This window comes from Frondihabitans sp. PAMC 28766 (assembly GCF_001577365.1).
GTDB lineage: Bacteria > Actinomycetota > Actinomycetes > Actinomycetales > Microbacteriaceae > Frondihabitans.
Genome location: NZ_CP014513.1, coordinates 1,131,583 through 1,146,914 on the forward strand (window position 1 = coordinate 1,131,583; position 15,332 = coordinate 1,146,914).

Annotated in this window: 15 protein-coding genes and 1 pseudogene; 15 read left to right on the plus strand and 1 reads right to left on the minus strand. The window is 70.0% G+C overall.

What is annotated here, in order from left to right; translation table 11 throughout:
• The first annotated feature begins 24 nt into the window (after positions 1-24).
• From AX769_RS05550 to AX769_RS05620, 15 genes and pseudogenes are all read left to right on the plus strand, one after another.
• Entirely contained in the window at positions 25-1,197 is a 1,173-nt protein-coding gene (locus tag AX769_RS05550) for a flagellar hook protein FlgE (RefSeq protein ID WP_066276871.1), read from the plus strand.
• A gap of 318 nt (positions 1,198-1,515) precedes the next feature.
• A complete protein-coding gene (locus AX769_RS22895) occupies positions 1,516-1,845 on the plus strand; it encodes a flagellar FlbD family protein (RefSeq protein ID WP_082763509.1) in 330 nt (109 codons plus the stop codon).
• Between the two features lies 1 nt (position 1,846).
• A complete protein-coding gene (locus AX769_RS05560; RefSeq protein WP_066276874.1) occupies positions 1,847-2,659 on the plus strand; it encodes a motility protein A in 813 nt (270 codons plus the stop codon).
• Complete coding sequence (locus AX769_RS05565) at positions 2,656-3,618, plus strand: flagellar motor protein MotB (protein ID WP_066276875.1); 963 nt, start codon at positions 2,656-2,658, stop codon at positions 3,616-3,618. Before AX769_RS05560 ends, AX769_RS05565 begins: the two co-directional genes overlap by 4 nt.
• Before the next feature lie 57 nt (positions 3,619-3,675).
• Positions 3,676-4,614, plus strand: coding sequence for a flagellar motor switch protein FliM (locus tag AX769_RS05570; RefSeq protein WP_082763510.1), 939 nt, complete (start codon positions 3,676-3,678; stop codon positions 4,612-4,614).
• Positions 4,611-5,300 (plus strand): flagellar motor switch protein FliN, encoded by a 690-nt coding sequence (gene fliN, locus AX769_RS05575; protein WP_066276877.1) that lies wholly within the window; start codon positions 4,611-4,613, stop codon positions 5,298-5,300. The genes AX769_RS05570 and fliN overlap by 4 nt, the downstream gene beginning before the upstream one ends.
• A gap of 3 nt (positions 5,301-5,303) precedes the next feature.
• Complete coding sequence (locus AX769_RS05580; protein WP_066276879.1) at positions 5,304-5,876, plus strand: flagellar biosynthetic protein FliO; 573 nt, start codon at positions 5,304-5,306, stop codon at positions 5,874-5,876.
• A gap of 239 nt (positions 5,877-6,115) precedes the next feature.
• The gene (fliP, locus tag AX769_RS05585) at positions 6,116-6,976 is read left to right on the plus strand and encodes a flagellar type III secretion system pore protein FliP (RefSeq protein WP_066283213.1); all 861 of its coding nucleotides are present in this window, start codon (positions 6,116-6,118) and stop codon (positions 6,974-6,976) included.
• Positions 6,976-7,251: a flagellar biosynthesis protein FliQ gene (gene fliQ, locus AX769_RS05590; RefSeq protein WP_066276882.1), complete on the plus strand. Its 276-nt coding sequence runs from the start codon at positions 6,976-6,978 to the stop codon at positions 7,249-7,251. Before fliP ends, fliQ begins: the two co-directional genes overlap by 1 nt.
• Position 7,252: 1 nt before the next feature.
• The gene (locus AX769_RS05595; protein WP_369824065.1) at positions 7,253-7,912 is read left to right on the plus strand and encodes a flagellar biosynthetic protein FliR; all 660 of its coding nucleotides are present in this window, start codon (positions 7,253-7,255) and stop codon (positions 7,910-7,912) included.
• 94 nt (positions 7,913-8,006) lie between these two features.
• Positions 8,007-9,197: a flagellar biosynthesis protein FlhB gene (locus AX769_RS05600; protein WP_082763511.1), complete on the plus strand. Its 1,191-nt coding sequence runs from the start codon at positions 8,007-8,009 to the stop codon at positions 9,195-9,197.
• Positions 9,194-11,242, plus strand: a complete 2,049-nt coding sequence (locus AX769_RS05605; protein ID WP_066276885.1) for a flagellar biosynthesis protein FlhA — start codon at positions 9,194-9,196, stop codon at positions 11,240-11,242. Before AX769_RS05600 ends, AX769_RS05605 begins: the two co-directional genes overlap by 4 nt.
• A gap of 121 nt (positions 11,243-11,363) precedes the next feature.
• The gene (locus AX769_RS05610) at positions 11,364-12,488 is read left to right on the plus strand and encodes a hypothetical protein (RefSeq protein ID WP_066276888.1); all 1,125 of its coding nucleotides are present in this window, start codon (positions 11,364-11,366) and stop codon (positions 12,486-12,488) included.
• A gap of 280 nt (positions 12,489-12,768) precedes the next feature.
• Positions 12,769-13,967, plus strand: a pseudogene (locus tag AX769_RS05615) (IS110 family transposase).
• A 111-nt stretch (positions 13,968-14,078) separates the two neighbouring features.
• Positions 14,079-14,348 carry a carbon storage regulator gene (locus tag AX769_RS05620; RefSeq protein ID WP_066276890.1) on the plus strand — a complete coding sequence of 90 codons (270 nt, stop codon included), beginning with the start codon at positions 14,079-14,081 and terminating at the stop codon, positions 14,346-14,348.
• Here AX769_RS05620 and AX769_RS05625 read toward each other — a convergent pair.
• Positions 14,345-15,268, minus strand: a complete 924-nt coding sequence (locus AX769_RS05625) for a spermidine synthase (protein WP_204249327.1) — start codon at positions 15,266-15,268, stop codon at positions 14,345-14,347. The two genes, AX769_RS05620 and AX769_RS05625, sit on opposite strands and share 4 nt — an antisense overlap.
• Positions 15,269-15,332 lie beyond the last annotated feature (64 nt).

Consider the following 15,332-nt stretch of genomic DNA (forward strand, 5'->3'; position numbering starts at 1 on the left):
CCCACTCACCGAAAGGCAGTCCCCATGCTCCGCTCGCTCTACTCCGGCATCGCCGGCCTCCGCGCCCACCAGGAGATGCTCGACGTCACGGGCAACAACATCGCCAACGTCAACACCGTCGGCTTCAAGAGCTCCTCGACCGTGTTCGAAGACACCCTCTCGCAGATCACCCACGGCGCCGGCGGCCCCCAGGCGGGCCTCGGCGGCACGAACCCCGCGCAGGTCGGCCTCGGCGTGCAGGTCGCGGGCATCTCGACGAACTTCTCGCAGGGCTCGGCTCAGGCGACCGGCAAGGCGACCGACCTGATGATCTCGGGCGACGGCTTCTTCGTGACCCGCTCGGGCAACCAGGACGTCTACACGCGCGCCGGCTCGTTCGACTTCGACAGCCAGGGCCGCCTCACCACCGCCGACGGCAAGATCGTGCAGGGCTACCCCGCGACCGACGGCGTCGTCAACACCAACGGCGGCCTCTCCGACGTGACGCTGCCCGTCGGCGCGACCTCGCCCGCCGAGGCCTCCACGAAGGCCACCCTCAACGGCAACCTGCCGAACGACGATGCCACCGGCACCCTCATCACCCGCGACGTCGACGTGTACGACAAGCAGGGCACGAAGCACACGCTGACCCTCGACTTCACCAAGACCGCCACCGGTTGGGACGTCGCCGGCAACGACGGTCAGGGCAACACCGGCACCACGTCGCTCGCGTTCACCGACGGCAAGCAGACGACGGCAGGATCCGTGACCGTCGGCGGCATCACCGCCGACCTCTCGGGCGTCACGGGTTACGCGGCGCTCTCGACCGTCGCCATCCAGGACGTCGACGGCCGCCAGGCCGGCACCCTCAACGGCTACACGATCTCGGGCGACGGCACCCTGATCGGCTCGTTCTCGAACGGCCAGTCACAGGCGCTCGGGCAGATCGCGCTCGCCACGTTCACCAACCCGGGCGGCCTCGAGAAGGTCGGCGACTCCGGCTACGTCGCCTCGAGCAACTCGGGCCCGGTCTCGGTCGGCACTCCCGGTGCGCCCGGTCGCGGCTCGCTCGCCGGCGGCACCCTCGAGATGTCGAACGTCGACCTCTCGCAGGAGTTCACCAACCTGATCGTCGCCCAGCGCGGCTTCCAGGCCAACGCCCGCATCATCACCACCTCCGACACCGTGCTGCAGGAGCTCATCGACCTCAAGCGCTGACCTTCCTCCCCGGTAGTGCAGGAATCGCCCCTCACTTTCAGAAGTGAGGGGCGATTCCTGCACTACCGGGGTCAGCGCGTCGGCGTCGCCGTCAGGTCGACGGGTGTCGGCGCCGACTCCTGCGCGCCGCGCGCCAAACCCTCGCTGCCGGCCATCGCGGTGGTCCTCGGACCACCGTCGTGACCGGCGGCGAGGGTTTTACCGTTGCCGCGCCTAACGCGCCGCAGACACCGGCCGATAGTGACCTCTGAGCAACGCAGGATGCGAGCTCGCCGGCACATGGATGGGCCGGCAGACACACAGACCTAGGACGGGCCGATGATCGTCGTCACACGACTCAATGACAGTCAGTTCGCGATCAACCCCGACTTGATCGAGCGAATCACTGCGAACCCCGATACCACCCTCGTGATGGTGGACGGGGCGAAGTACATCGTCACCGAGACGATGGCCGAGGTGATCGACCTCGTCGCCCGGTACCGCTCGCGCATCGTGGCTCTCGCCTACGACGAGCAGCCCGCGCAGCCCGCTCAGCGCGCTCAGCCCGCTCAGCCGGCTCAGCCGGTCACGCCGCATCAGCGCCCCCTCGGCCTGGTCACCGCCGGTTCCTTCGACCACGCCCCCCGCGACGCGAAGAAGGGGCGCTGACATGGACCCCGCAACCCTCATCGGCCTGGTCCTCGGCTTCGGCGCCCTCATCGGCATGATGACGATGGAGCACGTCTCGATCATGTCGATCTTCATCCCCGGCCCGCTGATCCTGGTGTTCGGTACGACACTCGGCGTGGGCCTCGCCTCCGGCGCCCTCAAAGACACGATCAACTCGTTCAAGTCGATCGCCCCGGCGATCCTGGCGAAAAAGCCGAACCCGTCGAAGGCGATCGCCGACCTCGTCTCGATCGCCGAGAAGGCCCGCGCGAACGGCCTGCTGGCCCTCGAGCAGGAGGCCGAGGGCGTCGACGACGCCTTCCTCAAGGGCGCGCTGCAGAGCGTGGCCGACGGCACCGACGGCGACGACCTCCGCGAGCTGCTCGAGGACGAGATCCAGTCGCGCACGGCCGGCGCGCGCCAGGCGGCGAAGTTCTTCATGAGCCTCGGCGGCTACGCCCCGACCGTCGGCATCATCGGCACCGTCGTGTCGCTGACCCACGTGCTCGAGAACCTGTCGAGCCCCGGCAAGCTCGGGCCGCTGATCGCGAGCGCGTTCGTGGCGACCCTCTGGGGCCTCCTCAGCGCGAACCTCATCTGGCTGCCGATCGGCGGCCGCATCAAGCGCGTCATGGAGCTCGAGGTGTCGCGCATGACCCTGCTGATGGAGGGCGTGCTGGCGATCCAGGAGGGCACCCAGCCTCGCCTCCTGGGCTCGCGTCTTCGCGCCATGGTGCCGAAGACGGATCTGCCGGCCGAGGGCAGGGTCGTCAAGTCGCAGAAGGTCACCGACGACGCGGACGTGGCGGCGTGAGCGCCCGACGCCGCAAGAGCCACGGGGCCGAGGATCACGGCGACGACCACCCCGACGAGCGCTGGATGGCCTCCTACATGGACATGATCACCGTCTTGATGTGCATGTTCATCGTGCTCTTCGCGATGTCGAGCGTCGACGCCGACAAGTTCGCCGCGCTCAAGGAGTCGCTGGCGACCGGCTTCGGGGTCAGTCACACGAAGTTCGTCGACACCTCGTCGGGCACGGTCGTCAAGCCCGACCAGGCCACCAAGAAGGGCGCGGGCTACTCCGCCTCGAAGACCGACGCCAAGACGGCGACGGCAGCGAACGGGGTCAAGGCGACCAACAGCGACGCGGCAGGCTCGGCGAGCAGCACTGCGAAGTCGACCCAGACCGCGACCCAGCCCGCCGCGCTCACGACGGCCCAGGTCGCCCAGAACACCAAGCTCGCCACGAAGGAGGTCGACGACCTCACGAGCATCGAGAAGCAGATCGCGAAGAACCTCCAAGCGCAGGGCCTGACGAACGACGTGCAGTTCGTGCTCGATTCGCGGGGGCTCACGGTGCGGCTCGTCGGCTCCGAGACCTTCTTCGGGTCGAACTCGGCGACGCTCTCGCCGATGGCCGAGCTGGTCATGAACGCGATCGCGCCGGTGTTGAAGGGCGCGAACCACAACGTCTCGGTGGAGGGTCACGCCGACTCCCGGGACAGCGCTGCGCCCTACCCGACCAACTGGGAGCTGTCGGCGGCCCGCGCCACCGGCGTCCTGCGCGATCTGGTCGAGCGGGGCGGCATGCCGGCCGACAGGATCCAGTCGGTCGGCTTCGGGTCGAGCCGCCCTCTGGCGTCGGGCACGACCGACGCGGATCTCGCCAAGAACCGTCGCGTCGACATCGTGGTGCTGTCGAACCAGACCGACGACGTCAACGCCCTCATACCCAAAATCGCAGCTGCGGAGGCCGCCGTCACGAAGTAGTAAACGAATCAAGCTAATTCTCTAACGCGTCGCGGCGGTCTGCCGATAGGGCTTTACGTGACCCTCCTCGACCAGACCGCCCACGGCGTCGTCAGCGCTCCCCGCGGCGCGGCGTCGCGGCAGGTCGAGGTCTACGACTTCCTGCGCCCGACGACGCTGGCGCGCGAGCACTCGCGGGTGCTCGAGCTGGCGTTCGAGACGTTCGCCCGGCAGTGGGGCACGCAGCTCACCGCCAAGGTGCGGGTGCTCTCGCAGGTGACCTGCGAGCAGGTCATCATGACGACGTACGACGAGTTCGCGGCGAGCCTGCCGGCCACCACGGCCATGGTGCTGTGCCCGCTCGAAGGCGCGAGCGCGAAGGCCGTCATCCAGTTCCCGTCCTCTGCCGCCCTCGGCTGGGTGACCTCGATGTTGGGAGGGCACAGCCTGGGAGGCAACCCCACCGGCCAGACCCTGCCCGAGCGCAAGTTCACCCCGATCGAGCAGGCCCTCGTGCGCCGCCTCATGGACGACGCCCTCGAAGACCTCCGCTACTCGCTCGGCTCGCTGCTCGTCGCGCCCATCTCGGTCGGCGGCTTCCAGTACAACTCGCAGTTCGCCCAGGCGGCCGCCAAGAGCGACCTCATGATCGTCGCCGTCTTCGAGATCCGGGTCGGCGAGGCCTCGGCGCCCGCCACGCTCGCGATCCCGGCCGAGGTGCTCCTGCCGCAGCTCGGCGAGGCCAACCCCACCTCGACCACGGCGAACGCCCGCGAGCTCATCGACTCGCAGCTCGCCGCCGTCCCCGTCGACGTCAGCCTCCAGTTCCTTCCCGCGCGGGTGCTCCCGAGCGTCGTGCTCGACCTCCAGGTCGGCGACCTCGTGCCCCTCCCGCACCCCGAGCACCGCCCCCTCGACGTCACCGTCGGCGGCGAGCCGATCGGCCGCGCAGCCGTCGGCGCGAACGGGTCGCGCCTCGCGGGCATCATCGTCACCACCGAAGAGAGACTCGCATGACCGCCACCGTCACCGCCCTGCACGCCGACGCAGCGAGAGCCCTCGCCTCGCAGCTGCCCTCGGGCGCCCCGCTGACCACGCAGCTCGCAGCCTCCGTGCCCGCCGAGCTGCTGGCCGAGGCCGTCACCGCCTCGTTCGTCGGCGGCGTCTCGGCCGACTTCGCCCTCGTCGTGCCCGAGATGCCCGGCGCTCTCGCTGCCGGCCTCGCCACGACCGACCTGCTGCGCCCGGCCCTCGAGGCCGCCGGTCAGGCCCTCGGCGCGGGCGTCCTCGGCGAGGTCCGCCAGGGCGACGCCCCCGCGCTCGCCGCAGACATCGACAGCATCGTCTTCGAACTCGTCGACGCAGGCCGCCCCGCCGGCTGGTTCGTCGTCAGGATCCGCGAGAACGGCACCGTCAGCGCGCCGGCGTCGACGCCGGTCTTCGGCTCGGTCGCCGACAAGCTCGGCCGCATCAACAACGTCGAGATGGCCCTCACGGTCGAGATCGGCCGCACCCGCATGAGCGTCCGCGACGTGCTCGGCCTCGAGCCCGGCGCGGTCATCGAGCTCGACCGCTCGGCCGGCGCCCCCGCCGACGTGCTGCTGAACGGCCGCCTCATCGCGCACGGCGAGGTCGTCGTCGTCGACCAGGACTACGCGGTCAGGATCACCAAGATCCTCGACATCGCAGACGGGCAGAACTGACCCGTGGACACCCTCTTCGTGACCCTCCGGGTCGTCGTCTCGCTCGGGGCCGTGCTCGCCCTGCTCTGGGTGGTCCAGCGCAAGGTCTCGAAGTCCGGCCGCGTCACCGCCAAGGCCAAGCACATCTCGGTCGTCGCCCGCCAGGGCATCTCCGGCAAGGCGAGCGTCGCCGTGATCGACGTCGACGGGGCCCGCTACGTGCTCGGCGTCACCGAGCAGAGCGTCAACGTCTTGAGCGTGGGCGAGGCGCCGCAGGATGCCACGGTCACCGCCCTCGCGCCCGTCGCCCCGGTCGCGGCCCCGGCGGCATCGTCGGCCTCGACCTTCTCGCAGGCCCTCGCCGCCGAGCAGACCTCCCGAGTGGACGAAATCCGGCCCGAAACAGGGGGCCTGGCCCCGGAATCCACGCACTCGGCGAGCCCCACGCGCGTGACGAGCCCGCGACGCGCAGCGCGCGCCGCCGCGGCCGCCGCGCCCGCGCCGACCCCGGCCGCCTCGCCGATCGCCGGCTCGATCCTCTCGGCCGCGACCTGGAAGCAGGCCGCCGCCGCCATCAGACAGCAGCGGCGCGCATGACCGCCACGCCCCGCCGCCGCTCCTCGTGGGCCGCGGCTCCCTCCGGCGCGCCCGCAGTCGTGCTGTTCGGTGCGAACCGCGCCGGCCGTGGCACCCGCGGCGCCCGTGGCGCCGCAACTGGCGCCGGCACCGCCGCCGACGTCTTCGCCACGATCGTCCTCGCCTTCCGCCTCGGTGCCGAGCACTCCATCGCCGGCCGCATCCTGGGTCGCCGCCCGGCTCTCACACTCGAGACGTCGATGAAGCGCCGCCGGTCGCGCCAGGACACGCTCGGCGCGATCCTGCGTATCACAGCGATCGTGGTCGCCGTGCTCGCGATCGTCGTCGGCATCCTGCTCGTCACGGCGAATGCCGGCCACGCCGCCCCGGTCGCGCCCACCTCGCCTCTCGCCCCGTCGGCTCCTGCGACTGCGGCGGCGACTTCGGGCTCGACCGGCGACGGTATCTCGCTCGACATCAACGGCCCCGACGGCAAGCCGTCGTCGGCCGTCGTCACGCTGCTCGGCATCACGCTGCTGAGCGTGGCGCCGTCGCTGCTGATCATGATGACGAGCTTCACGAAGATCTTCGTGGTGCTCTCGATGACCCGCAACGCGCTCAGCCTCCAGTCGATCCCGCCGAACCAGGTGATCGCGGGTCTCTCGCTCTTCCTCAGCCTGTTCATCATGGGGCCGGTGCTGATCCATGTGAACGACCTGGCGCTGCAGCCCTATCTGAACGGCAAGATCGACTTCACGCACGCGATCCAGCTGGCGGAGGGGCCGATCCGGCACTTCATGGCCCCGCACACGCGCCAGGAGGACATCGCCCTGATGACCCGGGCCGCCCACAAGCCGAACCCCGCCTCCGCCGAGACGACGCCGATGCTGACGCTGATCCCGGCCTTCATGATCTCCGAGCTCCGCAGCGCGTTCATCATCGGCTTCGTCATCTTCATCCCCTTCCTGGTCATCGACCTGGTCGTCTCGGCCGCTCTCATGTCGATGGGCATGATGATGCTGCCGCCGGTGATGATCTCGCTGCCCTTCAAGATCCTGCTCTTCGTGCTCGTCGACGGCTGGGGCCTGATCATCAAGAGCCTGATCGAGAGTTACAACTGATGGACCAGTCCGGAGTTCTCGACGTCGGCATCCAGGCCCTCCTGGTCGCCGCCAAGCTCGCCGCGCCGATCCTGATCACCTCGCTGGTGGTCGGCTTCGCGATCTCGCTGCTGCAGTCGATCACGCAGATCCAGGAGCCGACGCTCGCGTTCGTGCCGAAGGCCGTCGCCGTCGCGATCGCGCTGGTGGTCTGCGGCAGCTGGATGATCTCGACGATGGTGACGTTCACCACGCAGCTGTTCGACCAGATCCCGCATCTTCTGAGCGGGGTCTGACATGGCCATGGGGTTCGACATGAACGCGGTGGAGGCCGTGATGCTCGCAGGTGTCCGCATCGTCGCCTTCTTGTTCATCGCGCCCCCGTTCTCGTACTCGGCGATCCCGGCCCGGGTGAAGGCGATTCTCTCGATCGGCCTCGCGCTGGCCGTCTCGCCGCGCGTCGTGCCGGGCTACCACGAGCAGTCGACCGGCGACTTCCTGGTCTCGCTCGTGCTGCAGATCGTCGCGGGGGCCGCTCTCGGCTTCCTGGTCTGGCTCGTGTTCGCCGCGGTGCAGGCGGCCGGCAGCGCCATCGACCTCTTCGGCGGCTTCCAGCTCGCCATGGCCTACGACCCCGGGTCGCAGGTCAACGGCGCGCAGTTCACCCGCCTCTTCCAGATGACCGCCCTCGTGCTGATGTTCACCTCCGGCGGCTATCAGCTGGTGCTCGGCGGGCTCCTCCGCACCTTCGACGCGATCCCCGTCACGGGTGCGCTCGACCTCACGAACCCGGCGCAGCTGATGGTGACCGCGGTCACGCAGATGTTCCTCGCCACGCTGCAGATCGCCGGGCCCCTGATCGTGATCCTCTTCCTCGCCGACGTCGGGCTGGGCCTGCTCACCCGCGTGGCGCCCGCGCTCAACGCCTTCCAGATGGGCTACCCCTCAAGATCATGATCACGCTCGGCCTCGGCGGGCTGGTGTTCGTGGCGATGCCTCAGATCGTCTCGCACCTCGGCGACCAGGCCGTCCAGATGATGGGAGGCGCGGCGTGAGCGACACCTCCGGCGAGAAGACCGAAAAAGCCACCGAGAAGCGGATGAAGGAGGTCCACGGCAAGGGCCAGCTCTCGAAGTCGCAGGATCTCTCGGCGTGGGTCGGAGTCGGCGCCGCCGTCTTCATGATGCCCTCGACCATCGCCCGGGCGAAGGCCGCCGGCCTCCACCAGATGCTCACCGTCCAGAGCGTGATCGCCGCGCCCACCCCGGCGAAGGCCACGGCAGCGCTGTCGCAGGGCCTCGAGTCGATCGGCGGCATCATCCTGCCCATGCTGATCGTCACGGCCATCGCGGCGCTGGTCGTCAGCATCGCCCAGGGTGGCATCCACTTCAAGAAGTCGATCCTGAAGTTCGAGCACTTCAACCTGCTGAACGGCGTGAAGCACCTGTTCGGCCCGCAGGCGCTCTGGAACGGCGTGAAGATCCTGCTCAAGACCGGTGTCGTCGCCCTCGTGCTCTGGGGGGTCGTCCACGGCCTGATGCCGATCCTGATGAACTCCGGCCTGCCACTCACCTCCCTCATCTCCGCCACGTCGGGCGGCGTCTCGTCGCTGGTGGTCGGGGCCGTCGCCGCGGGCCTCGCCATGGGCGGCCTCGACGTGATGGTGGTCATGCGCCGCAACCGCAAGAAGACGCGCATGACCAAGAAAGAGATCAAAGACGAGAACAAGCAGTCGGACGGCGACCCGCTGATCCGCCATCAGCGCCGCCAACGAGCCCTCGCCATCAGCCGCAACCGGATGATGTCGAAGATCGTCGACGCCGACGTCGTCATGATCAACCCGACCGCGTTCGCCGTCGCCCTCGTCTACGAGCCCGGCCGCTCGGCGCCCCGCGTCGTCGCGAAGGGCAAGGGCGAAGTCGCCCGAGGAATCCGCGAGCGAGCCGAGGCCGAAGGCGTGCCGATGGTCGAAGACGTGCCGCTGACCCGCGCCCTGCACCGCCTCTGCGAGATCGGCGAAGAGATCCCCGTCGACCTCTACACGCCCGTCGCCCGCGTACTCACCTTCGTCATGGCGCTGAAGGCCCGCGGCTCGTCGGCCGTGCCCGGCACGCACTCCATGCCGGGCGGCACGATCCCGCTCGACCCGGAGGACGCCGAAGTCTCCGAAGACGTCGACAGCCCTGAACGCATCCCCGACCCCACCGCCTCCCCGACCACCCTCATCGGAGCCCTGTCATGAAGAATCTTCCGAAGCTCGCAGTCCCCCTCGGCGTCGTCGGCATCGTCCTGCTGCTCGTGGTCCCGGTGCCGTCGTTCCTCCTCGACTTCCTGATCATCTGCAACATCCTGTTGGCGCTCGTGATCCTGCTCACGACGATGTTCGTCCGCAAGCCGATGGACTTCTCGGTCTTCCCGTCGCTGCTGCTCGTCGCGACGCTCTTCCGCCTCGGCCTCAACGTCGCGTCGACGCGTCTCGTGCTGTCGAAGGGCTTCGCGGGCGATGTGATTCAGGCCTTCGGGCACGTCGCGGTCGCGGGCTCGGTCATCATCGGCGCCGTCATCTTCCTGATCCTCGTGGTCATCCAGTTCGTCGTCGTCACGAAGGGCGCCGAGCGCGTGGCCGAGGTGGGTGCCCGCTTCACCCTCGACGCCATGCCCGGCAAGCAGATGGCCATCGACGCCGACCTGAACGCCGGCCTCATCACCGACGAGATCGCCAAGAGGCGCCGCGCCGAGGTGGCCGGCGAGGCCGACTTCTACGGCGCCATGGACGGCGCGTCGAAGTTCGTCAAGGGCGATGCGATCGCCGGCATCCTGATCATCATCATCAACCTGATCGGCGGCATCGCCACCGGCATGATGTCGGGCGGCCTCGCGATCGGCGACGCGCTCAGCAAGTACGGCATCCTCACCATCGGCGACGGCCTCGTCACCCAGATCCCAGCCCTCCTCATGGCCGTGAGCACCGGCATGATCGTGACCCGGTCGAACGCCGAGTCGGACCTCGGCACCACCGCCGGCAACCAGCTCACCCAGTCGCGCACCGCCGTCAGGATCGCCGGAGTCGCCGCCTGTGGCATGGCCTTCATCCCCGGCATGCCGATCGTCCCCTTCCTGATCGTCGGCGGCACGCTGCTCGTGATCGGCCAGCGCATCAAGTCGAAGGCCAGCGCCGCAGCCAAGGCCGCCGACCTGGCCGCGCTCGCCGCCCCGGCAGCGCCGACGGAGACCACCGAAGACCTCCTCGAGCAGATGCGGGTGCACGCTCTCGAGATCCTGCTCGCCCCCGACCTCGTCGACATGGTCTCGGGCGCCGGCGACGACCTGCTCGGCCGTGTCAAGGCGCTGCGCCGCAAGATCGCGATGGAGCTCGGCGTCGTCGTGCCCCCGGTCCGCACCCGCGACAACGTCGAGCTGCCGCCGTCGACGTACAGCATCAGGATCGCCGGCGTCGAGGCGGGTCGAGGCACGGCCCCGGCCGGCAAGGTGCTCGCCCTCGGCGACTACCTCGACGCCCTGCCCGGTGTCGCGACCGTCGAGCCGGTGTTCGGCCTGTCGGGCAAGTGGATCCCCTCCGAGATGCGTCACTCGGCCGAGATGACCGGCGCCACCGTGATCGACCGCGTCTCGGTGCTGGTCACGCACCTGTCGTCGATGATCACGAACAACGCCGCTCGCCTCCTCAGCCGCGAAGACGTGCGCGTGCTGGTCGAGGGCGTGAAGACCGTCAACGCGTCGGCAGTCGACGAGCTGATCCCGTCGATGCTGAGCATGGCCGAGCTGCAGCGGGTGCTGCAGGGCCTCTTGCAAGAGCAGATCCCGATCAACGACCTCGGCCGCATCTGCGAGGCGCTCACCCTGCGCGCCAAGGTCTCGACCGACCCCGAAGGGCTCATCGAGGCCGCCCGCACCGCGCTCGGCCCCGCGCTCGCCGCGCAGTACCTCGACGACGGCGTGCTGCGAGTGATCATGATCGACCCGATGCTCGAGCAATCACTGCTCGAGGGCCTGCGCCCCAGCGAGCAGGGCACCCAGATCCTGCTCGACGCCGGCCGCATCGAGGCGATCCTGACCTCGCTCAAGCAGTCGGTGGCGAACGCCGAGGCCAACGGGCTGTCGGCCGTGCTGGTGTGCGCGCCAGCCCTTCGCCCTGCGATCCGCCGCCTCGTCTCTGCGCAGAACGGCGGCCTGCCGGTGCTGTCGTACCAGGAGGCCACCGCCGCAGGCTCGACGATCGAGACCATCGGCGTGGTGCGGGCCGCGGCAGATGCGCTCGCCGCGTGAGGCTCTGCGGGTCGGCGGCCCGGGCCGTTTGCGTCGGGGCAGTCCGGGTCGGGGCAGTCTCCGTCGGGGCCGCGTCCGGCGGGGCAGTCGCCGTCGGGGGCGCTGACATAGGGTGGATGCCATGACCGGCCAGCGCGTCGTCGTGAAGGGCAAGACCCTCGACGAGATCGCCACGAAGGTGCGCGACGACTACGGCCCGCGCGCCCGCATCGTCGAGGCGCAGCGGGTCACCTCGGGCGGGCTCGGCATCGCCGGGCTCTTCCAGAAGCGCTACGTCGAGGCCACCGTCGAGCTGCCCGAGCGCGGCCGCCGCGCAGCCCGCTCCCCGGTCGACGGGCACCGCGGCACCCCGACCGAGCCGCCGCCCGCCCAGCAGGCGTTCTCGCCGTCGCCGGCCCAGCGCGTGGGCCTCGCTGCTCTGCTCGCCGACGCCGACGAGGCCGACGAAGGCTTCGACGCCGTGCTGTCGGGGGCGCAGGATGCCACGGGGCCGGGTGCCCCCACCGGCTCGGCCGGCACCACCCCACCGCCGTCCGCGTCGGCCCGGCTCGCGCCGGCCCCCGCCCTGTCCACCCGCTCCGACGCCTTCGCCGAGCTCATGGACGACCTCGCGTTCAACGGGGTCGCCCCCGAGCCGGTCGCGTCGGCGCCTGCTGCTGCGCCGGCCTCCGCGCCTGGCCCTGCCGCGCCTGCCTCCGGTGCGGGCGCTGCCGGGGCCGGTGCGGGCGCTGCCGGGGCCGGACGCGGCGTGCCCGCCGGCGCGACCCCGTCGGATCCTGCCGCCCCCGCCCTTCTCGACGGCCCGGGCGACCTCGTCGTCGTCATCGGCGAGCGCCCCGACGTGGTCGCGACCGCTCAGGCGATCGCCGACGGCTCGACCGGCACACGCCCGGCAGTGCGCGTCGCGGGCGCCGCCGCCAACGGCCGCTTCGTCGCCGTCGACGACCGTCGCGCCGCCCTCGAGGCCCGCGCCGCCGGAGTCGAGCTCGACCGAGCGACCATCGTCGCCGTCGGCTGGGACGCCGCAGCACCCGCCCTCGTGCCCGAGATCGTCGCCGCGCTCGCCGCCGACCAGATCTGGATCGCCGTCGACGCCGGACGCAAGCACGCCGACACCGAACGCTGGCTCGCCGCCGTCACGGCCACCGTCGCCGCCGACGGTCTCGCGGCCCACGGCCTCCGCGGCACCTCCACCCCCGACACCGTGCTCGCCCTCGGTCTCCCCGTCGGCTGGCGCGACGCCTGACCTCCGTCTCCGCTCTCCCTCCGCTCGGTCTCCGCTCTCCCCCCGTTACTTTCTTCGTAGGCCCAAACGGTGTGAACTGGGAGGGTGTTGGCCTGTCGGGCCCGGCATGATTGTTGCCCCCAGTCGTTGATGATCCGGGGGTGTTGTCACCGGGCTCGATTGGCGTCGGGTGATCGCTAATAGGGGCTCGACTAGGTGAAGTTGCCGAGGTCGTTCGTAACGTGGATGCCGAGACTTGACGCCGTGACCAGGCCACTTCGACCGAGTGGATGGAGTAGTGATGATCGAGAACTACGACAGCGTCGACGTGTTCGTCGGTGTCGATGTGGGCAAAGGCGAACACCACGCCGTTGCCCTGAACCGGGCCGGCAAAGTCGTCTTCGACAAGGCCCTGCCCAACGATGAAACCAAGATGCGCGCCGTGTTGCAGAAACTCAAAGACCACGGCACGGTCCTCGTGGTCGTCGATCAGCCGGCCACCATCGGTGCGCTACCGATCGCCGTCGCGCAGTCCGAGGGTGTCCTCGTCGGGTATCTGCCCGGGCTGGCGATGCGACGCATCGCCGACCTCCACGCCGGTGAAGCGAAGACCGACGCCCGCGATGCAGCGATCATCGCCCAAGCTGCGCGGACGTTGCCGCATGCGTTGCGGTCGATCCAGATGGCCGACGAATCCGTCGCGGAGCTGTCCATGCTCTGCGGCTTCGACGACGACATCCTGCAGCAGATGACCGCCACCAGCAACCGAATCCGCGGCCTGCTGACCCAGATCCACCCAGCATTGGAGCGGGTTGTCGGGCCTCACCTGGACCACCCCGCGATGCTCGACCTGCTCCAGCATTACCCGTCCCCGGCCGCGATGAAGTCGGCCGGCACCACCCGCATGTCAACCCGGCTGCTGAAGCTGGCCCGCGGATGGGACGCCGTCTGGCCGAGGAAATCACCCAGGCCCTGAGCCAGCAGACCGTCGTGGTGGTCGGCACCAACGCGGCCGCGACTGTTTTGCCGCGCCTGGCGGAGCAACTCGCGGCGCTGCGACGGCAGCGATCAGAGATCGCCGTGGTGGTGGAGAAGCTGGTGGAGGCGCACCCTCTTTCGCCCGTCCTGACGAGCATGCCGGGAGTCGGCGCCAGGACCGCAGCCAGGCTCCTCACCGAAGTCGCCGGCAAACACTTCGAGACCTCTGGCCACCTCGCCGCTTACGCGGGTTTGGCGCCGGTGACTCGGAGATCGGGGTCGTCGATCAGGGGCGAACATCCGTCCCGGCGAGGCAACAAGATCCTCAAACGCACCCTGTTCCTGTCCGCCTTCGCAGCCCTCCGCGACCCAACTTCACGGACCTACTACGACCGCAAGATCGCCCAAGGCAAACGCCACAACCAAGCCCTCATCGCACTCGCACGACGCCGCTGCGACGTCCTTTTCGCAATGCTCCGCGACGGCACCCTCTACGAAACCGATCACGCCCTTGCTGCTTGACAAAACACATAGGGGCACCCCCCCCCGAGAGTGCGCAACTCGCCCCTCACTTTCGCCCTCACCCGCAATTTGCGCACTCTGGTGGCTGCCGGGCTCCGGTAGTCTGGCCGGATGCTGGTGCTGACGCGCAAGGTCGGGGAGAGGATCCTCATCGGTGACGACATCGTCCTCACCATCCTCGACTCTCGGGGCGACGGCATCCGCGTCGGCATCGACGCCCCCCGCGGCATCAAGGTGCAGCGCGAAGAGGTCGTCCGGGCCGTGACCGAGGCCAACGTCGAGGCGGCTTCGGCCGGCGACGAGGCCGAGGCGCAGATCCGCGACCTGCTCGGAGGCGCCGCCCCCGCGGATCCTGCCGACGACGCCCCCAGCCAGTCCTAGCCGTCCGCCCTCGGCCCGACACCGCCAGCGACGACCGAGCTAGCGCCCCCGAAGACGCTGCGGGACGGCTCCGGCGACGGCACCGCGGTGGCATCGGTCACGACCGGCGCCCCCGCGATGAAGTCGCGCAGCTCGCGCCCCGCGACCACCTTCGCCGGCAGCGGGTCGCTCGAGTAGACCCGGGGCATCTCGTCGACCGGCAGCGGCTGCTGAGACCCGACGAGCACCACGTTGCCGAATCGCCGCCCCTTGAGCGTGCCGGGGTCGGCGACGGCCACGACCGAGGCGAACACCGTGGCGAGCGTCGACGCCTGCCCTCGCGCGAACTGCAGGCCGGCCCCGTCGGCCGAGTTGACGACCAGGATGCCACGGGGCGACAAGAAGGCGGCAGCGGCCTCATAGAACTCGAGCGAGGTGACGTGCGCGGGGATCCTGGAGCCGCCGAACACGTCGACCACGAGCAGGTCGACCGTGCCGCGGAGCCCCGCGGGCAGCTTCTCCATCACCTCGCGGGCGTCGCCGTAACGGACGCGGAGGGAGGCGCCACGAGGCAGGGGCAGTTCGGCCCGCACGAGGTCGACGAGGTCTTTCTCGAGCTCGATCACCTGCTGGCGAGAGCCGGGCCGGGTCGCCTCGACGTAGCGGGGGAGGGTCAGGGCGCCGGCGCCGAGGTGGAGGGCCGTGATCGGGCCGGACGGCAGCAGGTCGATGGCGTGGCCGATGCGGCGCACGTATTCGAAGACGAGGTGCGTCGGGTCGTCGAGGTCGACGTGCGACTGCGGGGTGCCGTCGACGACCAGCGTGAACGAGCCCGGGCTGTAGCGGTCGGGGTCGATGCGGGCGAGCCCCGCGCCGAGGCGGATCTCGACGGGCGCGTCGGGGGAGGAGCCGCTCGAGCCGGCAGACGGGGTGGAAGCCATGCCGCAAGCCTGCCATGCCGGTCTCCGTGCTCGTCTGCCATGCCGGTCCGCACCCGCCCCGCGC

Excerpts from the sequence above, each read along its gene's own strand:
- AX769_RS05550 (WP_066276871.1), top strand. The coding sequence starts at position 25 with ATGCTCCGCTCGCTCTACTCCGGCATCGCCGGCCTCCGCGCCCACCAG.
- AX769_RS22895 (WP_082763509.1), top strand. The coding sequence starts at position 1,516 with ATGATCGTCGTCACACGACTCAATGACAGTCAGTTCGCGATCAACCCC.
- AX769_RS05560 (WP_066276874.1), top strand. The coding sequence starts at position 1,847 with ATGGACCCCGCAACCCTCATCGGCCTGGTCCTCGGCTTCGGCGCCCTC.
- fliN (WP_066276877.1), top strand. The coding sequence starts at position 4,611 with ATGACCGCCACCGTCACCGCCCTGCACGCCGACGCAGCGAGAGCCCTC.
- fliP (WP_066283213.1), top strand. The coding sequence starts at position 6,116 with ATGAAGCGCCGCCGGTCGCGCCAGGACACGCTCGGCGCGATCCTGCGT.
- fliQ (WP_066276882.1), top strand. The coding sequence starts at position 6,976 with ATGGACCAGTCCGGAGTTCTCGACGTCGGCATCCAGGCCCTCCTGGTC.
- AX769_RS05595 (WP_369824065.1), top strand. The coding sequence starts at position 7,253 with ATGGCCATGGGGTTCGACATGAACGCGGTGGAGGCCGTGATGCTCGCA.
- AX769_RS05605 (WP_066276885.1), top strand. The coding sequence starts at position 9,194 with ATGAAGAATCTTCCGAAGCTCGCAGTCCCCCTCGGCGTCGTCGGCATC.
- AX769_RS05610 (WP_066276888.1), top strand. The coding sequence starts at position 11,364 with ATGACCGGCCAGCGCGTCGTCGTGAAGGGCAAGACCCTCGACGAGATC.
- AX769_RS05620 (WP_066276890.1), top strand. The coding sequence starts at position 14,079 with ATGCTGGTGCTGACGCGCAAGGTCGGGGAGAGGATCCTCATCGGTGAC.
- AX769_RS05625 (WP_204249327.1), bottom strand. The coding sequence starts at position 15,268 with ATGGCTTCCACCCCGTCTGCCGGCTCGAGCGGCTCCTCCCCCGACGCG.